This is a genomic window from Chitinophaga sp. (assembly GCF_036566945.1).
Lineage (GTDB): Bacteria > Bacteroidota > Bacteroidia > Chitinophagales > Chitinophagaceae > Chitinophaga.
In genome coordinates this window covers 1-15,682 of sequence record NZ_DATCVJ010000568.1, presented here as the reverse complement: position 1 = coordinate 15,682, position 15,682 = coordinate 1, and the positions used below count along the sequence as shown (strand labels likewise).

Sequence of the window (15,682 nt, the reverse complement as noted above, 5' to 3'; positions counted from 1 at the left end):
AACAAACCGATGTGGAATCTGTAGGCTTCCTGGAACCGCTCGCAGATGGCTTCCGCAACTACCGTAACACAAAGCTCGCCGTATCTACTGAAGAGTTGCTGATAGATAAAGCGCAGTTGCTCACACTCACTGCGCCTGAATTAACTGTATTGGTAGGTGGTTTACGGGTATTGGATACCAATTTTGATGGTTCCAGGCATGGTGTTTTCACCACACAACCAGGCCAGTTGAGCAACGATTTCTTCGCCAACCTCCTCGACATGAACATTGCATGGAAAGCAGTTTCAGAAAGTAAGGAATTATACGAAGGTACCGACCGTGCTACCGGTAAAATAAAATGGACAGGCACCCGCGCAGATCTGCTGTTTGGCGCTAACTCAGAACTGAGAGCCATTGCAGAAGTATATGGCAGCGCCGATGCGAAAGAAAAATTTGTAAAAGACTTTGTGGCCGCCTGGAATAAAGTGATGAATTTAGATAGATTTGATTTGGCGTAATGGTAACTTCCGGCAAATAATATAACAGGCAGCCTCCATGATCGGAGGCTGTTTTTTTATGACGAATTCAGCGACGGGCATCAAATCTACCAATCAGCTGTTCCTTATAAGTCAGGCCTATAGGCAGCGCAGCCCCCTCAATGAATAATTGATTTCCCTCTATATACAAAATAGACCGCACCGCTACGATATAAGATTTATGTATCCGCAGGAACAAGTGCGAAGGCAAACTTTCTTCTATACTCTTCAGCGTTTCACTGGTAATGATCACCTTTCCATTCTTCATAAAAATTTTAAGATAATCACCGATAGAATTAAAATAGGTCACCTCTTCAAAATTCAGTTTGTGCAATTTTTTATCTGCCCTTACAGTAAAAAAATCAGGCTCCTTGCCAGCACGCTTGCCACTGGCAGCCACGGCCTCCAGCTCAATTTTGTGGCGGGCCTTATTCACCGCCTGCGTAAACCTTTCGAAAGAAAAAGGTTTTAACAGATAGTCTACCGCATTCAGCTCAAACCCTTCCAGGGCATGTTGTGCGTAAGCAGTAGTAAAAATCACACAAGGCGGCGCCGGGATCGACTTCAACATATTAATACCCGACAGCGTGGGCATCTTTATATCCAGAAAAATTAACTGAATATCTTCTTCCTGCAAGGCCTCCAAAGCCTCAATGGCATTACTGCATTTCCTCACCAGTTCAACAACCGGAAAATCCTTTATATAGGACGCAATTACATCCTGGGAAAGCGTTTCATCATCTACAATCAGGCATCTGATTTTCATATATAACAGGCTAAAAATGATCAATAAATTTATTGGCTCGTTTCTGGTGCTGACAGATCCAGTTGCAACTGCACTGCGTATAACGTAGCGTCCTGTTTAATAACAAGCTGGTACCGCCGCGGATACAGCAGTTCCAGTCGCTGTTTTACATTATCCAGTCCCAACCCTCTGAAGCTGCCATTTTCCGTTTCGTCTACAATACCTTTGTTATTTTTTACTGTGAATTGTAGTTTTTCCTCCTGAATATCCATATCCACATGAATAAAAGCTTCCTGCATGCCTGCTTCCACACCGTGTTTAAACCCATTTTCCACAAACACAATAAACATAAATGGAGCTACACGGAGTTTATCCGGACTGCCATTCACGGAAAACGTTATGGTGGCTTTGCCTGAATTTCTCAGCTGCTGTAATGCGATATAATTCTTCAGATAATTAATTTCATTTTCAAGCGGAACAACATCTCCATCTGATTCATAAATCATGTACCTCATTACTTCCGCCAGTTTCAGCAGCGTTGCCGGCGCCTTCTCATCCTTCTGTAACGACAACGAATAAATGCTGTTCAGACTATTAAATAAAAAATGTGGATTGATCTGTGTCTTTAGAAACAATAGTTCCGTATCTGCCTTTTCCTGCTGCAGGCGGATAAGCCGGTTTTCTGATTCCAGCAATTGAAACCATCCGCGGGACAACTTGAGTAATGTGGTAAGTCCTACGTAGATAAAGGAAAAACGGACCAGTTCAGAAAATCCGTAGTAGGATATAAAGAAGTATCCGGGAAATATATAGTCAATCACCTTGTTAAAGAGTAAAATATTTAAGCCCGCCATCGATCCAATTAGTACAATTAATGAAAAGAGGAAGGCCATATATCTCTTTTTGCGCAGCAGCCAGGGAATCAGCATCGCAAGATTAATATACACGCCGGCAAGCAGCGGCAAATGAAAAACGCTGGTATAAATCAGGTCTATTTTCTGCGGGTTGTCCGGCGAAAAATAGTAAAGAAGGTAGTAGTAAGATAAACACCAAAACAGGGCATGCTGAAGCACCCTGTTTTGTAACAAATTCTGTATCCTGTATTTAACTGATGCCATTCGCTAAACGCTTTTCTTAAATTTTCTAGACTCCGAAAATAATTCTTTATTGTCCGAGAATTTTATCACAAACTTCTGAAGTTCCTCTGTTGATGCGGTGATCACCTTGAAATTGTCGAGGTCTTCATGCTTTATCCTTATTTTGTTTTCTTTTACTAAATTATAAATTGAAATTTGATCCAGGGGCCATAGCTCAAAGCCGTTTTCAGCAATCTTTATTTTAGCATAAGAGTGTACAGGTAAATAATAATCCTTCAACATTTCGTTTTTCCCATTTAGCGGGCCGGGATAGAAGTCAATATAAAAGTTATTCTCCAGTTTTACCAGGTTCAGTAACAATTCTACCTTTTCGCCTTTTTCGGTATAGGTAAGGAGATAGGTATTTTTATTGATAAAACTGCCTTTGATGATTTCCTGTTTTTCTCTTTCTTTCGGATCCTTATAAACAGACAATTCCTTGTCCATCAGATTTTCCAGTTTCCAGGATTCTGCGGAGCTATCTGAACGCCAGGTTCCCAGCAGACGTTTGTCAAATACAAGGTCTTTTGCAGTGTACAAGGGATACAGGGAGGTGATACAGCCCTCAAATGAAATCGCGGCTAATAATATCACCAGTAAGATCTTTAAAGTTTTCATGTTACCAGGTTTTAGGTGAGTAAATCATCTTTAGGTAAAGAACGCACGAATGGGATTCGCAGGCAAAAAAAAACGACCAACGATGTAAAACGGGGGGCAAAATATGATTTCGGGGAAGCCTTCACCAATCGATCCAGCTACTTATTGCCAGATTTCTTACCCAAAGTCAATTTTTTCCAGCATAACTTCGACTAGTTTTGCAAAAAGAAGTAACATGACAAAGCAAAAAAACAGGATCAGCATTGGAGCAATCGTAACCTTCTATGTGATAGCCGTTGCTGTCAGATATGCTACTAATAAAACATCGTTACTTTCTCACCTGCCAACAGATGCACTCAGGATTATCCTCCAGGGGGCTGGTCCGGCTGTTGCGGCTTTAATAGTGATGCTTGCTTTCCGGATTAAGCCAACGCAAACACTCTGGGGGAGTTATCACAATAAGATGGGCACTTTGTTATTATTCTGGGGACTTCCTTTCCTGGCCGTTGGCATTATTACATGGATATACAAAGGCGCCTTTACTACCGTCATTTTCCCGATACTTATGTATGGATTGCTGGAAGAGATAGGCTGGCGCGGCTTTTTACATCCTTCCCTATCCGCCCTGCCTAAGTTTGCGAATATATTCCTGGTGGCCGTGTTATGGTTTATCTGGCACCTTAACTTCGAATTAAGTATGGCAAACGCCAGTTTTTTTTGTATACTGCTATTAAGTAGCTGGGGATTATATGCAGTGGCAAACAAAACACATTCGCTCATCGCACTTTCTGCATTTCATGCTATTTACGATATTTACGCTGCGGCAGATAATAAGTCTACTGCGCTAACAGTTACCCTGGTCGCTATATTTCTTATCTGGATTGGCTACGTGGTTCGCAGCAATAAAACGGCTGGCAGCATTGTAGCCATCAATGGGTGATGTAGTCATCAATATTTAATTACGTTACATGCCAGAAATTACCCCACAAAATGTCAAACTCATTTTTGATCACTTTTACCCCACGGACGCAAAAACCTGGGAGGGCTTTACATCGAAGCTACAGGAAAGACATTTCCGGAAGAATGAAGTGATCAAGGATTATGGTACCACAGAAAAATATCTAAATATCCTCATCAGCGGCACTGCCGGGCTTTTTATCTGGAATGGCAAACACGATATCTGCATCAACCTTTTTTACGAAAATGATTTCTTTGGAGATTACCTTTCTTTTTTAAAACAGGAACAAAAACCATTAAAGACAGTGGCCCTGGAAGATATTGTTATCTGGTCCATCTCTCATACTGATTTGAAATTCCTATACGACTCTACCATGTTAGGTAGTACTATGGCCCGGATGATGGCCGAAACATTGTATGCGAAAAAGCAGGAGGAACAAATAAATTTACTGACACTCACTGCCGAAGAGCGTTATATTAAATTGATTAAGATAAGGCCACAAATTATTCAACGCACCTCCCTGAAGTTCATTGCCTCCTATTTGGGCGTAACTTCCGAAAGCCTGAGCAGGATCAGGAAAAGGGTTACTTTAAAGGAAAATATCTAATGCACAAACATAAAAAAGCGTGATCCCATTCCAGAGAATGTATCACGCTTTTTTATGAAATGTATCTTATCAACCAGCAGAATAATCTACTTCCAGTTTATCTGCATCGATTTTTGCAGGTGTAATTGTACGGGTCAGTAATATCGTTACTGCACTTAGCAGCGAAATAACCGTGACGATAATAAAAATCACAGCCTTGTTACCGGTGGCATCAATAAATTTCCCCATCAGGGGCTCTCCTATGGCGGCAAATACGTAGGCCACCATGTTCATGATACCCGTACCGGTGCCTACGTATACCTGTCCCAGTAACTCCGGCGCCAGCGGCCAGAAATTGGCCTGTGGACCATAAGCAAAGAAGCCTGCCAGGAACACCAGGACCGCAATAGTGATCCCACTCTTTGCACTAATAAAATAAATAGCGGCAGACAATACACTACACATGCCCATACCGAAACTGATAGAGTTAATACGATTTGAACGGAACAACCAGTCAGACATAAAGCCAAATGAAATGGCTCCGATGGCCATACCAATGGGCAACAACAGGCTTATCCAAACCTGGGAACCAGTTGTTCCTACGCCTGCACCCAAAAAATAAAGTGGCAGCCAGAAAATGAGTGCATACCGGGCCATGCTTTGAAAGCCAAGTGCCAGGCATACTATCAGAAATCGGCGGTTGCTCAATACCTGGCGATACCCTTCTTTCCAACCGGGTTTGGGCGCTGCTACATCTCCCGAAGAAGTACTAACAGTATCAGGTCCATTTTTCACCACCAGGAAAAATATGATGACAGCGACTGCAAGAAAGAGCACCGGTATGCGGAACAGGTTACGCCAACTTTCATGTACCAGTAAAATGGACATGAGATAGGTGATAACAGAAGACAGTCCTGCCGCCATGGTATATAAACCAAAGGCGAGGCCTCTGTTTCCGGTATGCCACCAGTTTGAAATAATTCTGCTGCCGGAAGCCCAGGCCATAGATTGGAAATATCCGTTCAGGCTCCATAAAATCAGGATCACCACAAAAGAGTTAGAATAACTGATCAATACATTCGCTAGTACCGAAAGCAGTCCACCGATAGTAATCATGTGTTTCGGACTAAATCTGTCGGCCAGATTGCCGTTGATCAGTTGCCCCAGGGCGTAACTCACCAACATGGAAAAACTGATCCACCCCACCCGTTCATAGGAAATATGGAGCGTATCGGCAAGCTGGTGGGCTGCCCAGCCAAAGTTGTGGCGACCTGTATAAAAGAACAGATAGCAGAACATCGTGACCAGTAGCATTTTCCAACGCTGCTTTTTAATTTCCTCAACAACCCCTGTAGTCATTATCTGAATAGATTTAAAGCACCCGCACAATTTACGCGGGCTTAATGAAGAATTATCTAACTTTCGTTTTTCGTACGTGTAGGAAACATTTTATTTCCTTTGGCGAAATTAAATTTCTTATTAATAAATTTACAGTATCTCATTTTAATAAATCGTTAAGTTCATGAACCAGGAACCAGTAAGTGGTGGACAGTTGGTTTACCACAGAATAGGAGGCCTCATCAGAAAGTACCGCAAGGAAAAAGGACTCAAATTACTGGACCTTTCCGGCGTTACCGGCATAAAGTCGGCGTTATTGTCCAAAATCGAGAATGGGCGGATGTTGCCAACCATCCCTACACTATTTACGATCATTCAGAAGCTGGGCATTACACCGGAAATATTCTTTTCTGAGCTGAGTGCCGAGAGCGACTTTCCAGGATACCTCTACCTGCCGAAAGATGGCTTCTCGACTTATGAAAAAGAGGAAGGCGCCATTGGATTTCAGTACCAGTCGGTCATAGAATCTACGTTTGAAGGCGGTGCTTTTCAAATTTCATTGCTCACTTTAAGTCCGGGTTCCCAACGTGCCCAGGTAACCACGGCTGCTTATGAGTTTGTATACGTACTCAATGGCCCATTACAATATCAGCTGGAAGACAAAACCTTTGACCTTGCTGAAGGAGATGCCCTATTTTTTGATGGTAGTATCGGGCATGTTCCCATTAACCACCAAAACATTACCTGCCGGCTGCTCGTCATGTACTTTTTTGGTGAACTCCGGAAATAATTGTCTTTATATTTACTTTAAGGAAAAATAATTTCTTTAAAGTAAATATATTTGAAGAAAAAATGCAAATGTTTTTTCTCAGAATCAGTAGAACAATGATGCTCCTCAGTGCGATACTCTTTGCCCAGTATACGCAGGCGCAAAAAAAACCGCAGCATATCATTTTAATCGGCACGGATGGATTTGGTGCCTATGCCTTCCAGCAAGCAAAAGTGCCTACGCTCAGAGCATTGATGCAACAGGGATCCTGGACCTTACATGCCAGAACGGTATTACCCTCTTCCAGCGCACCCAACTGGGCCTCTATGGTAATGGGAGCAGGTCCTGAATTACATGGCTATACCACCTGGGGCAGTAAAAAGCCCGACTTACCGGCAAGGGTACTCGACGAATACAATATGTTTCCCAGCGTTTACAGTCTTTTGAGAAAAGCCAAACCACATAGCGAAATAGGCGTGATCTATGAATGGGAAGGCATTGGTTATCTTTTTCCTAAAGCAGCCGTAAACAAAGACCAGAACTGCGATGGCGACGTTGCCGTCAGCGCCGCAGCTACCGCTTATATCAAACAGGCAAAGCCCGATTTTCTATTTATTCACTTTCATGATGTAGACAGTGTAGGCCATACCGTAGGACATGGCACGCCCGAATATTACGCTGCTGTAGAACGTACAGATGCCCATGTGGCGGAAGTGCTCGAGGCCATCCGGGAAGCAGGAATGGAAAAGAATACCGTAGTGATTTTTACGGCCGATCATGGCGGCATCAACAAGGGACATGGTTCCATCTCTATGAATGAAATGGAAATTCCGTGGATCGTGAAAGGACCAGGCATTCAGTCGAACCATGAAGTAAAGAGCAGTGTAATGACATTTGATACCGCCGCTACTATTGCCAGTTTATTTGGTCTTACTATTCCGCAGGTATGGATTGGTAAACCAATTACAGAGATCTTTAAATAATCATCCTGATACAGGTATAAGCCGCATGGTCCGCTAGGAACCAGCGGCTTTTTTCATGGAATAGGTTAAGAGTTGATGATGGGCAACAGATCTTTCAGATTATGAATAATATAATCCGGAGAAGCTGTTTGTAATTGCTCCATGGTATGCGCACCGGTGGTGATACCAATAGAATACGCACAGCCGGCATTTTGTCCTTCTTCAATATCGATGGTAGAATCGCCTACTTTTACGACCTGTGTTCCTTCCTGAATACCAAATTGCTCCATGGCACGCAGAATCATATCCGGGTAGGGCCGGTTACGCGGTACATCGCTGGCTGTTACCAGTTCATCATAATCCTGACCACGCTGCCAACCCAGCTTGGTGATTAATCCTTTGGCAGTATCTTCCTGGTAGCCGGTGTTTAATACTACCAGCACACCTTTTTCCCGGAGAGAATGAAATAAGCTGGTGGCATTCTCTTGTTCGGTCACTTCCAGGTCTGTGTAAGCACTGTCCAGTAAAGTCCTGAAACGTGCGAAGATCTTGTTAGCTAATTGCGCCTCATGATTACCGGCATATACTGCCAATACACTTTTAATGGCCTGCAGTTTTTCTTTTCCTGCACCTTCCGCCAGCACTTGTTCCAGCGTGAAGTCAAAGCCATGCTCATTGATCGCTTTCTGTAATGTTTTATACACCACATTATCTTCATTCACCGTGGTACCGGCCATATCAAAAACAACCATCTTAATCATACTGATTCTATTTTTATTTTCTATTGATGCAGCCAGATGCCGCTATGCTATATTACAATTTAATACCTACTCTTAAAGGCTTCTGTGCAAGCGCATATTCAAATGCCTCACCCACCTGCTCCAAAGAAAACTCTTTTTCCACCACTGTACCAAAAGGATATTTTTCCCAATTGCGTTTCATAAAATCAAAAGCGTACTTAAAATCTTCGAAGTTATAGTTGTGCAGTCCTTTAATCGTGAGCAGATTCCGGATCACTCTTTCCGGGTCAATGAGTAAGGGTTTGGTATTAAACACCGCCCCTATCAATACCGCACATCCTCCAATGCCAAGACTGTTAATGCCAAATTCCATGGCTTCTGGAGAACCACTCATATCGAATACTACATCAATCCCTTTTCCGTTTGTTCTTTCCTGCAACGCAGCCAACATCTTTGAATTGTCGCCGTTCATGTTAAACACTTCATCAGCGCCAAAGCCCAGTGCCTCCTCCAATCTTCTTTCCGCAATATCGGCGGCACCTATCCATTCTGCACCTGCTTCACGACACATGGCGGCACAGGTAATACCAAGGTGTCCCATACCGGTAATCAGTACATGTTTATCCTTAATGTCGCCGGCCATTCTCAGCGCCCCGGCGACCGTAGATACAGAACAATTCAAGGTAGCCGCAATGGACAATGGCATATTTTCGGGTATTTTAATAATACCGGTATTGGCTTTAATAATACAATAAGTGCCCAATCCGCCGTGGAATACTTCCGGCTCTTCCACCAATACATGTCCGTATTTAAAAAGATCATCCCCTTTTTGCGGGATGCCCCGCAGGGAGTTGATAGATTGCGGATTGCTCGAGAAGACAGTCCAGGTAATGCGATCGCCCGGCTGTAATTGTTTACCACGCAAATCAAAGCCGGTGTGTGTAGGATGTAATGCCACTACTTCTCCAACTATTTCATGTCCGAGTACAGTAGGACAAGGCTCTTTTCTAACCCCGCAAAAGGTATGGAGGTCACTCCCACAAATAGTGGTATACACATTCTTTACCAATAACTCACCAGGCTGTAAAGGCCGCACGTTAAACTCTTTCAGCTCGAATGCCTGTCCGGGGCCGTTAAATAAAGCCAGCTGCCCGGTAAGTACGATCGGGCTGTTTATATCTGTATCTATTTCTTGTCCTTTCATGAATATGTCGCTATTTGTATTTTTAGCCGGATAAACGTATTTCTTACACCAAAATAAATTTCCCAATGCGAAATTAATATTTCCTGTGAAGAAATTTTTAAATTGTATATTTTATTTAAAAAAATAATATTTCTTTAACAACAGCGCCATGAGTCAGAGAAGAAAAGCCAAACCCCAACAGGTTACGGGAATGCAACGTGTTGGGGTATTACAGGCATTAACTTACCATCTACCTACAGCCCTACCGTAACATTCACTGTCCAGTCTCTGGTAGTACCATCTGCTGAATAAAGACGGTATTTGAAAGTTCCTTTAGTGAAGTCGCTGATCACACCAGCTACCGGGGCGCCATCGAGTGGCTCAATCTTCGTAGCCAGATGGGTAAACCTGATCCCCATTTTGGTAAGATCTGTACCACTTACGGCGACGATATTAACAGTGGCTGCAGCTTTATCAATTGTATTGCTTTTAGTCGAAATAGATACGTTCTGATAGCCGATAACGCTGTCTTTGTACCCTAACTGCGTTTTGACTTCTACATACCTGAATATCACCGCGGCGGTAATATTGGCATTATCGCCCCAGGCACCTAAATCCATGTCTACCCGCGGCTTCATACAGGAAGCAGCAAAAATTAAAAGCATACACAGGAAAGCGGAGAGTTTTATTATCTTATTCATCACCCTGATATTATTTAGTTATTAGTAAATACCTGCTGGCTTAAAATCAGTTCCAGCCGGGATTTTGTGTAAGCGTGGCATTATTTGCCTGGTATAATTTTATTTCCTGGAGCGGCACGGCACTCAGGTAATCTCTGGTTGGCTCAATGAATAAACCTCTGCCGCCTGGTTTGAAATCTACCAGGTTAAACCATGGGTTCAATCTTCCGCTCGGGAATGCCGAAACATTTCCATCCACAGTCAGCTTAAATTCATTCTTCGTGTATCCGTCTTTTCTGATCTGACTGTACAAAGTGGCATCGCTACCATTGTCCAGTGCTACCTGGGCGGCAGTTCTGTTATAGTAATCCAGCCATTCCTGCATCTTAGCACCTTTAGGCTGATATCCGTTAATCACTTTATCGTATACTGCCCATCTTTTCAGATCATCCAGGCGGAAGCCTTCCAGCGCCAGTTCTACCGTTCTTTCTCTTCTTATTTCGTTAACGATCGGCAACTCCGTCAGGTCAAATCCATATTCCGCTTTATAAGTGAAACCTGTGCCTGCCGTAATCGCCATAGGCGTCATACCTACTCTGCCGCGAATAACATTTATCGATTTGTCGAGATCTCCCTGTGTTAAAGTACCCAGGATCGCTTTAGCCTCTGCAAATGACAACAGTGCTTCTTCATACCTGATGAGAATATCATCCGTTTCACCTTTGGTAGCTTCCTGTGCCAATACCGCTCCTTTGAAATTCCTGTAACCGGTTGGTGTAAAACCAATGCTGGTGTAAGGCGCCTGAGAGGCAATCACCGGATATCTGAAAGGATCACCGTCTCCTCCTCTGCCTGGCAGCTGATTCAGCGGGCCACGGGATGGAATCCAAACGGTTTGTTTGAATCGCGGATCCAGCTTTGTACCTAATTCATCCAGTGAATTAGTATAGGCGCTGGTAATATCCTGAGGCGTACCATCCATATTTAAATAGATGTCTACCAGGTGATCGGTAATAGAAGGACCTGAATCTAATATCTTGAAGAAGAAATTGTGACTTAATGGAAGTTTGGAAGCGTCATACACTTTATACAACAGTACCCCATCCACATTGGATGCATCTTTTTGTGCAAACAGCTGATTGTAGGCAATGGTTTTATCGCCACCGGCGGTATACACTTTAGTTCCCTGACGGGTCATGATGGTTTCAACAGCGGGGGCAACGAGATTTAAAAACTCCACACCATTTTTTCCAGTCATAGCGAATGGCGTACCTTTTTTGCTATGATAATATTCCCAGGTACCTTCATACAAGGCTACCCTGGCTTTTAAAGCAAGTGCAGATTCTTTGTTGATTCGTCCGGTAGTAGCTGCTTCACCTTCGCCTTTCCAGTTCAGGCGGCTGATGGCAGAGTCCAGGTCACTGATAATCAGTTTAGCCACATCATAACGGGAAGCCCGGGGCGCATACAATTTAGCGACATCGGCATCCGTTAAAAGTTCCGTCATCAGTGGCACACCACCAAACTGTGACAACAATTCAAAGTAATCCCAGGCACGGAAAAAATATCCCTCTCCTATATAGTGAGCGGCCGCCGCAGATTTCTCTGCATTCAGATTAGCATAATGCAAAAAGTAATTATCGCTTCTGATGGCAGCATAACCGTTATTCCAGTTGCTGTTGGTTTCCGGAGCCACATTGGCAACGCTCCAGCGATACAAGTTTCCCGTGATGGTGGTTTGCACAATCATCACATCGGAATTTGCATCCAGCGCCAGGTTACTGTTACCACCACTTGTGGTACCTGTTCCGCCCTGTGTATTGTATTGCGGTGCAAGTCTCGGATAAAATCCATTGACAAAAATCTTCAGATCTGAAGCAGATCTGAAAAAGTTAGTAGCATCTACCGACGCTAATGGGCTCTTATCCAAAAAATCCTTCGAACAAGACATTAAAATGAAAGCCATGCTGCAGATAACAGGGACGGTCTTCCATAATTTTTGTGAATATCGTTTCATATCTCAACTGTATTATTGATTGTGATCATAATAGTGTTTACAGGCTTACGTTTAAGCCCACAGAGTAATACCGTAACGGAGGATATCCGTTCACACCACTACTAAGCAATTCCGGATCATATTTTATGAATGATTTGTTGAAAATAAATCCAAGATTATCTCCACTTACATACAGATTGGCTCTCTTCAGTTTTATTCTTTCTATTAAGCTTTTCGGTAAATCATAACCAATGGTAACATTACGGATCCTGAGGTTAGCCAGGTTCAGAGAATATTGTTTGGTAGCCAAACCAGAACCGGTATTGAAGGCAGGGAAGAAAGCATCTTTGTTATCCGTGTTCCAGTAACCGAGACTGGTGCTTTCTTTGAATGCCGGGGTGTAGAAATAAGCAAGATCACTACCTGCACGGGTTCCCCAAACCCATTCTGTGCTGTTGTAAACCGTCCATTGCAGCACGCCTTCTAAAACGGCGGAGAAAGTAAAGTTGTTCCAGGAAACGGTAGGTAAAATAGAGAACGACTTACGTGGATAGTTGAAACCATTAGGTGACAGATCTCCACGGCTGTACCAGAATCCTCCGTTGCCGGAATTAATATAGCCGTCTCCGTTCTTATCATTGTACATTAAGTTACCGGGATAAGTATAAGTATTCGCTAATGTACCTGAAGACAGGTCACCTTTATTCTGTGCGATTTTGTTTACATCGTAGGTATAGTTCTGTCCGAATAATTGGCCAGGCGTCCAGGTACCACTTACAATACCTGATTTATTCGCTGAATATTTCGTTACGTAACCGATATAATCACTCATATTTAATCTGACGCCGTAGAACAGTGGTTTTTTGCCCACTTGCACCTGGTCATTCCAGCCAATGGTAAATTCCCAGCCGCGTGTTTCTGATACCGCATTATTAAGAGACGGAGCAGAAGTTCCCAAAGTGGCCGGCAAAGGATTCGGAGGACCTACCTGATCCTTCACGGTACGCTGATACCAATCGTAGGTCAGTGATAATCTTCCGCGGAGCGCAGTAACATCCATTCCTAAATCGATAACGGTTGGTTTGGCCCAGGTGAGTGTGGAGCTTACCAGACCAGGTGCAGTCGCGTAATTCGAGTAGTTGCCACCCAACAACGTATATTGATCTACACCAAATGCAAGGGTAGGCTGATTGCTGTAATAATTAGTCGCGCCATTGGAAGCCACATCGCCTGAACTGGACCAGGAAACTCTTGGTTTAAACTCGGATATATATTTCTTTGCTGGCCAGAATGATTCCTTTGCTGCATTCCAGGCAGCGGAAACAGAAGGAAACATACCCCAGCGGGAATCTTTCGCAAAACGGGAGCTGGCATCACGGCGACCAGCAAATTTCACGAAATACTTTTCTTTGAAGTCGTAAGAAAATACGCCATAGTAACCTAACATCGCCCACTCGTACAAATTATCGTTTGCCTGCTGATTGTTGGCTGCACCATTCAATGCCTGGATATTATCCTGTGAGAAAAGGTCTGTACGGCTTCCTGATAACGATTTATACTTGTTATCTTCTGCCTGCATACCTGCCTGTATAAAGAAGTTGTGCTGATTGGCCAGTGTATAGCGGTACTGTGCACTAAAGCGCGCAAACTTATAGTTCTGGCTACCATAGGCTTTAGAGATACTGCTCACGTTGGCCGATCTGTTGTTCTGTATTTTCGTTCCGTCAGGAAGTTCGGTGTAGGCAATTTTATCTACCCTGGTATAATCACTGTTATTCACCCGCCAGGTGTAGTCTCCACTTATCTCCAGATTTTTCACTGGTTTTAAAGTGGCGCCACCTGTCAGTACCAGATCGTTTCTTTGGTTCGTAAATAAACCGCCATCGCCCATGATACCGGCTGCACCGAGGATCCAGGAATAAGCATTGCCGGAAGGCACACGCAGTGGCGTAGCAAAGTATTGCATCATAGAACCAAAGATGCTACCGTAGTCGGCCACTGTTCCGCTTTGACTATCACTACCATTTCTGGCCATATAGTTGGCGCCCTGGTTTTGCTGATTCACATAGCTTATATCACTTCTTAATTCCAGCCAATCGGTGGCTTGAAAATTCAGTTTTGTGTGGAAGTTGTAGCGTTTGTTATAGTTAAAGTCACCCTTAAATAATCCGTTTGTAGCGTTATATCCAAATCCTGAAATGTATTGAAGTTTATCCGTTCCTCCGCTGAACCCAATATTGTGTTGCTGGCTCACGGCTGATTTATTTAAATAGGCACCATATAAATCTGTGGTAGCAAAAGACTGCTCCCTGGTCCAGTTCTTAAAGCCCGCATTAGTAGTCGGGAACTGACCATTTTCAATATATGCCTGCGCGTTATCACCAAATTGTGTTCTTAAATCATCAAAAGCCGGGTTGTTCCAGTCTTTCTTTAACCAGGCTTCCATTCTTGCGATGGTGATTGCATCTACACCGTCTGTACCGGTTCCATTGGGCTGTCCGTTTCTTTGCGCGAGATTAATATAACGTGCCCACTCAGGTGATGATGGCTGCGTTGGAAACAATGTCATCTTTCCAACTTTGACATTGGCAGAATAGTTAAGAGACAGTTTGCCGCTTTTACCACTTTTTGTGGTGATCAGGAGAATACCGTAAGGCGCTCTTGATCCATAAATAGCCGTGGAGGCGCCATCTTTCAGCAGGGAAATACTTGCTACATCATTTGGATCTACATCGGCGATAGGACGCTCCACACCATCCACCAGCACTAATGGAGCTGCACTTGAATTGATAGCTGTAAAACCACGGATATTGATAGAAGGACTACTTTCCGGTGCACCGCTTGACATTCTGATATTCAGACCTGGCGCCAGACCTACCAATCCATCTGATAAAGTTCTCATCGGTCGGTTGGCCAGCTGCTCTGTATTAACAGCGAAAACCGCATCGGTAAGACTGCTCTTTTTCACCTTTCCATAAGCGGTCACCACCACTTCTCCCAAATCTTTCAGATTCGTTGCCAGCTTAATATCAAAAGTTCTTTTGTCTCCTACTTTTACTTCCTGTGTTACATATCCCATGTAGGAAAAAACCAGGATAGCTTCCGTGCCGGATACCGTCATCGCAAATCCACCATTTTCATTTGTTAATTTTCCGTTGGATTTTCCTTTTTCTACCACCGACACACCCGGAATTGTTTCTCCGGTTTCACTTCTGACAACTCCCGAGACAGGTATCGCCTCACGAGATATATTGCCCGCTGCTGCGTGCCACCAGAAAAAGGAAATCAACAGGAATATTCCATAGCGGAAAATGGAAGATCTACAGCTCCCATTACTTCTCCCGTTTAGCTTAGTAGCCATTTTTTATAGTTTTGGTTTAAAAAATCAGGTAATGACATTCCCATTTGGAATAACGAGTCGTTATTCCATCATCCGGGAAGTGGGGTTGTTGGCCACTTCTGTCCCGGCGCTACGTT

General features: G+C 43.6%; 13 protein-coding genes and 1 pseudogene. 5 read left to right on the top strand and 9 right to left on the bottom strand.

Translation table 11 applies throughout. The features are described 5' to 3' along the window. A pseudogene (locus VIP81_RS17285) lies at window positions 1-497 on the top strand (catalase-peroxidase); the annotation flags it as partial. A gap of 67 nt (window positions 498-564) precedes the next feature. Here VIP81_RS17285 and VIP81_RS17280 read toward each other — a convergent pair. Genes VIP81_RS17280 through VIP81_RS17270 form a run of 3 tightly spaced genes read right to left on the bottom strand, consistent with a single transcriptional unit; the run spans window position 565 to window position 3,014 of the window. Further along, on the bottom strand, window positions 565-1,281 hold the full coding sequence (locus VIP81_RS17280) for a LytTR family DNA-binding domain-containing protein (protein WP_331963590.1): 717 nt from the start codon (window positions 1,279-1,281) through the stop codon (window positions 565-567). 29 nt (window positions 1,282-1,310) lie between these two features. Further along, complete coding sequence (locus VIP81_RS17275) at window positions 1,311-2,378, bottom strand: sensor histidine kinase (protein ID WP_331963585.1); 1,068 nt, start codon at window positions 2,376-2,378, stop codon at window positions 1,311-1,313. A 3-nt stretch (window positions 2,379-2,381) separates the two neighbouring features. Continuing rightward, window positions 2,382-3,014: a hypothetical protein gene (locus VIP81_RS17270; RefSeq protein ID WP_331963582.1), complete on the bottom strand. Its 633-nt coding sequence runs from the start codon at window positions 3,012-3,014 to the stop codon at window positions 2,382-2,384. A gap of 214 nt (window positions 3,015-3,228) precedes the next feature. On the opposite strand from VIP81_RS17270, the gene VIP81_RS17265 reads away from it, so the two are divergent. Together VIP81_RS17265 and VIP81_RS17260 are read left to right on the top strand one after the other, a co-directional pair. Beyond that, window positions 3,229-3,933 (top strand): CPBP family intramembrane glutamic endopeptidase, encoded by a 705-nt coding sequence (locus VIP81_RS17265; RefSeq protein ID WP_331963579.1) that lies wholly within the window; start codon window positions 3,229-3,231, stop codon window positions 3,931-3,933. Between the two features lie 28 nt (window positions 3,934-3,961). Continuing rightward, window positions 3,962-4,558 (top strand): Crp/Fnr family transcriptional regulator, encoded by a 597-nt coding sequence (locus tag VIP81_RS17260; RefSeq protein WP_331963576.1) that lies wholly within the window; start codon window positions 3,962-3,964, stop codon window positions 4,556-4,558. A 69-nt stretch (window positions 4,559-4,627) separates the two neighbouring features. Here VIP81_RS17260 and VIP81_RS17255 read toward each other — a convergent pair whose 3' ends face one another. After that, window positions 4,628-5,896, bottom strand: a complete 1,269-nt coding sequence (locus VIP81_RS17255) for an MFS transporter (protein WP_331963571.1) — start codon at window positions 5,894-5,896, stop codon at window positions 4,628-4,630. A 163-nt stretch (window positions 5,897-6,059) separates the two neighbouring features. Here VIP81_RS17255 and VIP81_RS17250 point away from each other — a divergent pair, with 163 nt between their 5' ends. Together VIP81_RS17250 and VIP81_RS17245 are read left to right on the top strand one after the other, a co-directional pair. Then, window positions 6,060-6,665, top strand: a complete 606-nt coding sequence (locus VIP81_RS17250) for an XRE family transcriptional regulator (RefSeq protein ID WP_331963568.1) — start codon at window positions 6,060-6,062, stop codon at window positions 6,663-6,665. Between the two features lie 95 nt (window positions 6,666-6,760). After that, window positions 6,761-7,627, top strand: coding sequence for an alkaline phosphatase (locus VIP81_RS17245; RefSeq protein ID WP_331963565.1), 867 nt, complete (start codon window positions 6,761-6,763; stop codon window positions 7,625-7,627). A 65-nt stretch (window positions 7,628-7,692) separates the two neighbouring features. Here the strand turns inward: VIP81_RS17245 and VIP81_RS17240 are convergent, their stop codons facing one another. From VIP81_RS17240 to VIP81_RS17220, 5 genes are all read right to left on the bottom strand, one after another. Next, entirely contained in the window at window positions 7,693-8,367 is a 675-nt protein-coding gene (locus tag VIP81_RS17240; protein ID WP_331963562.1) for a phosphonatase-like hydrolase, read from the bottom strand. 52 nt (window positions 8,368-8,419) lie between these two features. Beyond that, entirely contained in the window at window positions 8,420-9,550 is a 1,131-nt protein-coding gene (locus tag VIP81_RS17235; RefSeq protein WP_331963559.1) for a zinc-binding dehydrogenase, read from the bottom strand. Window positions 9,551-9,783: 233 nt separating this feature from the next. Further along, a complete protein-coding gene (locus tag VIP81_RS17230) occupies window positions 9,784-10,230 on the bottom strand; it encodes a DUF5018-related domain-containing protein (RefSeq protein WP_331963556.1) in 447 nt (148 codons plus the stop codon). A gap of 46 nt (window positions 10,231-10,276) precedes the next feature. Further along, a complete protein-coding gene (locus VIP81_RS17225) occupies window positions 10,277-12,226 on the bottom strand; it encodes a RagB/SusD family nutrient uptake outer membrane protein (protein WP_331963553.1) in 1,950 nt (649 codons plus the stop codon). Window positions 12,227-12,263: 37 nt separating this feature from the next. Beyond that, window positions 12,264-15,566 carry a SusC/RagA family TonB-linked outer membrane protein gene (locus VIP81_RS17220; protein ID WP_331963550.1) on the bottom strand — a complete coding sequence of 1,101 codons (3,303 nt, stop codon included), beginning with the start codon at window positions 15,564-15,566 and terminating at the stop codon, window positions 12,264-12,266. Between the last annotated feature and the right edge of the window lie 116 nt (window positions 15,567-15,682).

Bases quoted from the DNA above. Each gene is read 5' to 3' on its own strand.
- VIP81_RS17255 (WP_331963571.1), bottom strand. From the start codon at position 5,896: ATGACTACAGGGGTTGTTGAGGAAATTAAAAAGCAGCGTTGGAAAATG.
- VIP81_RS17260 (WP_331963576.1), top strand. From the start codon at position 3,962: ATGCCAGAAATTACCCCACAAAATGTCAAACTCATTTTTGATCACTTT.
- VIP81_RS17220 (WP_331963550.1), bottom strand. From the start codon at position 15,566: ATGGCTACTAAGCTAAACGGGAGAAGTAATGGGAGCTGTAGATCTTCC.
- VIP81_RS17265 (WP_331963579.1), top strand. From the start codon at position 3,229: ATGACAAAGCAAAAAAACAGGATCAGCATTGGAGCAATCGTAACCTTC.
- VIP81_RS17240 (WP_331963562.1), bottom strand. From the start codon at position 8,367: ATGATTAAGATGGTTGTTTTTGATATGGCCGGTACCACGGTGAATGAA.
- VIP81_RS17225 (WP_331963553.1), bottom strand. From the start codon at position 12,226: ATGAAACGATATTCACAAAAATTATGGAAGACCGTCCCTGTTATCTGC.
- VIP81_RS17270 (WP_331963582.1), bottom strand. From the start codon at position 3,014: ATGAAAACTTTAAAGATCTTACTGGTGATATTATTAGCCGCGATTTCA.
- VIP81_RS17245 (WP_331963565.1), top strand. From the start codon at position 6,761: ATGATGCTCCTCAGTGCGATACTCTTTGCCCAGTATACGCAGGCGCAA.
- VIP81_RS17275 (WP_331963585.1), bottom strand. From the start codon at position 2,378: ATGGCATCAGTTAAATACAGGATACAGAATTTGTTACAAAACAGGGTG.
- VIP81_RS17280 (WP_331963590.1), bottom strand. From the start codon at position 1,281: ATGAAAATCAGATGCCTGATTGTAGATGATGAAACGCTTTCCCAGGAT.
- VIP81_RS17235 (WP_331963559.1), bottom strand. From the start codon at position 9,550: ATGAAAGGACAAGAAATAGATACAGATATAAACAGCCCGATCGTACTT.
- VIP81_RS17230 (WP_331963556.1), bottom strand. From the start codon at position 10,230: ATGAATAAGATAATAAAACTCTCCGCTTTCCTGTGTATGCTTTTAATT.
- VIP81_RS17250 (WP_331963568.1), top strand. From the start codon at position 6,060: ATGAACCAGGAACCAGTAAGTGGTGGACAGTTGGTTTACCACAGAATA.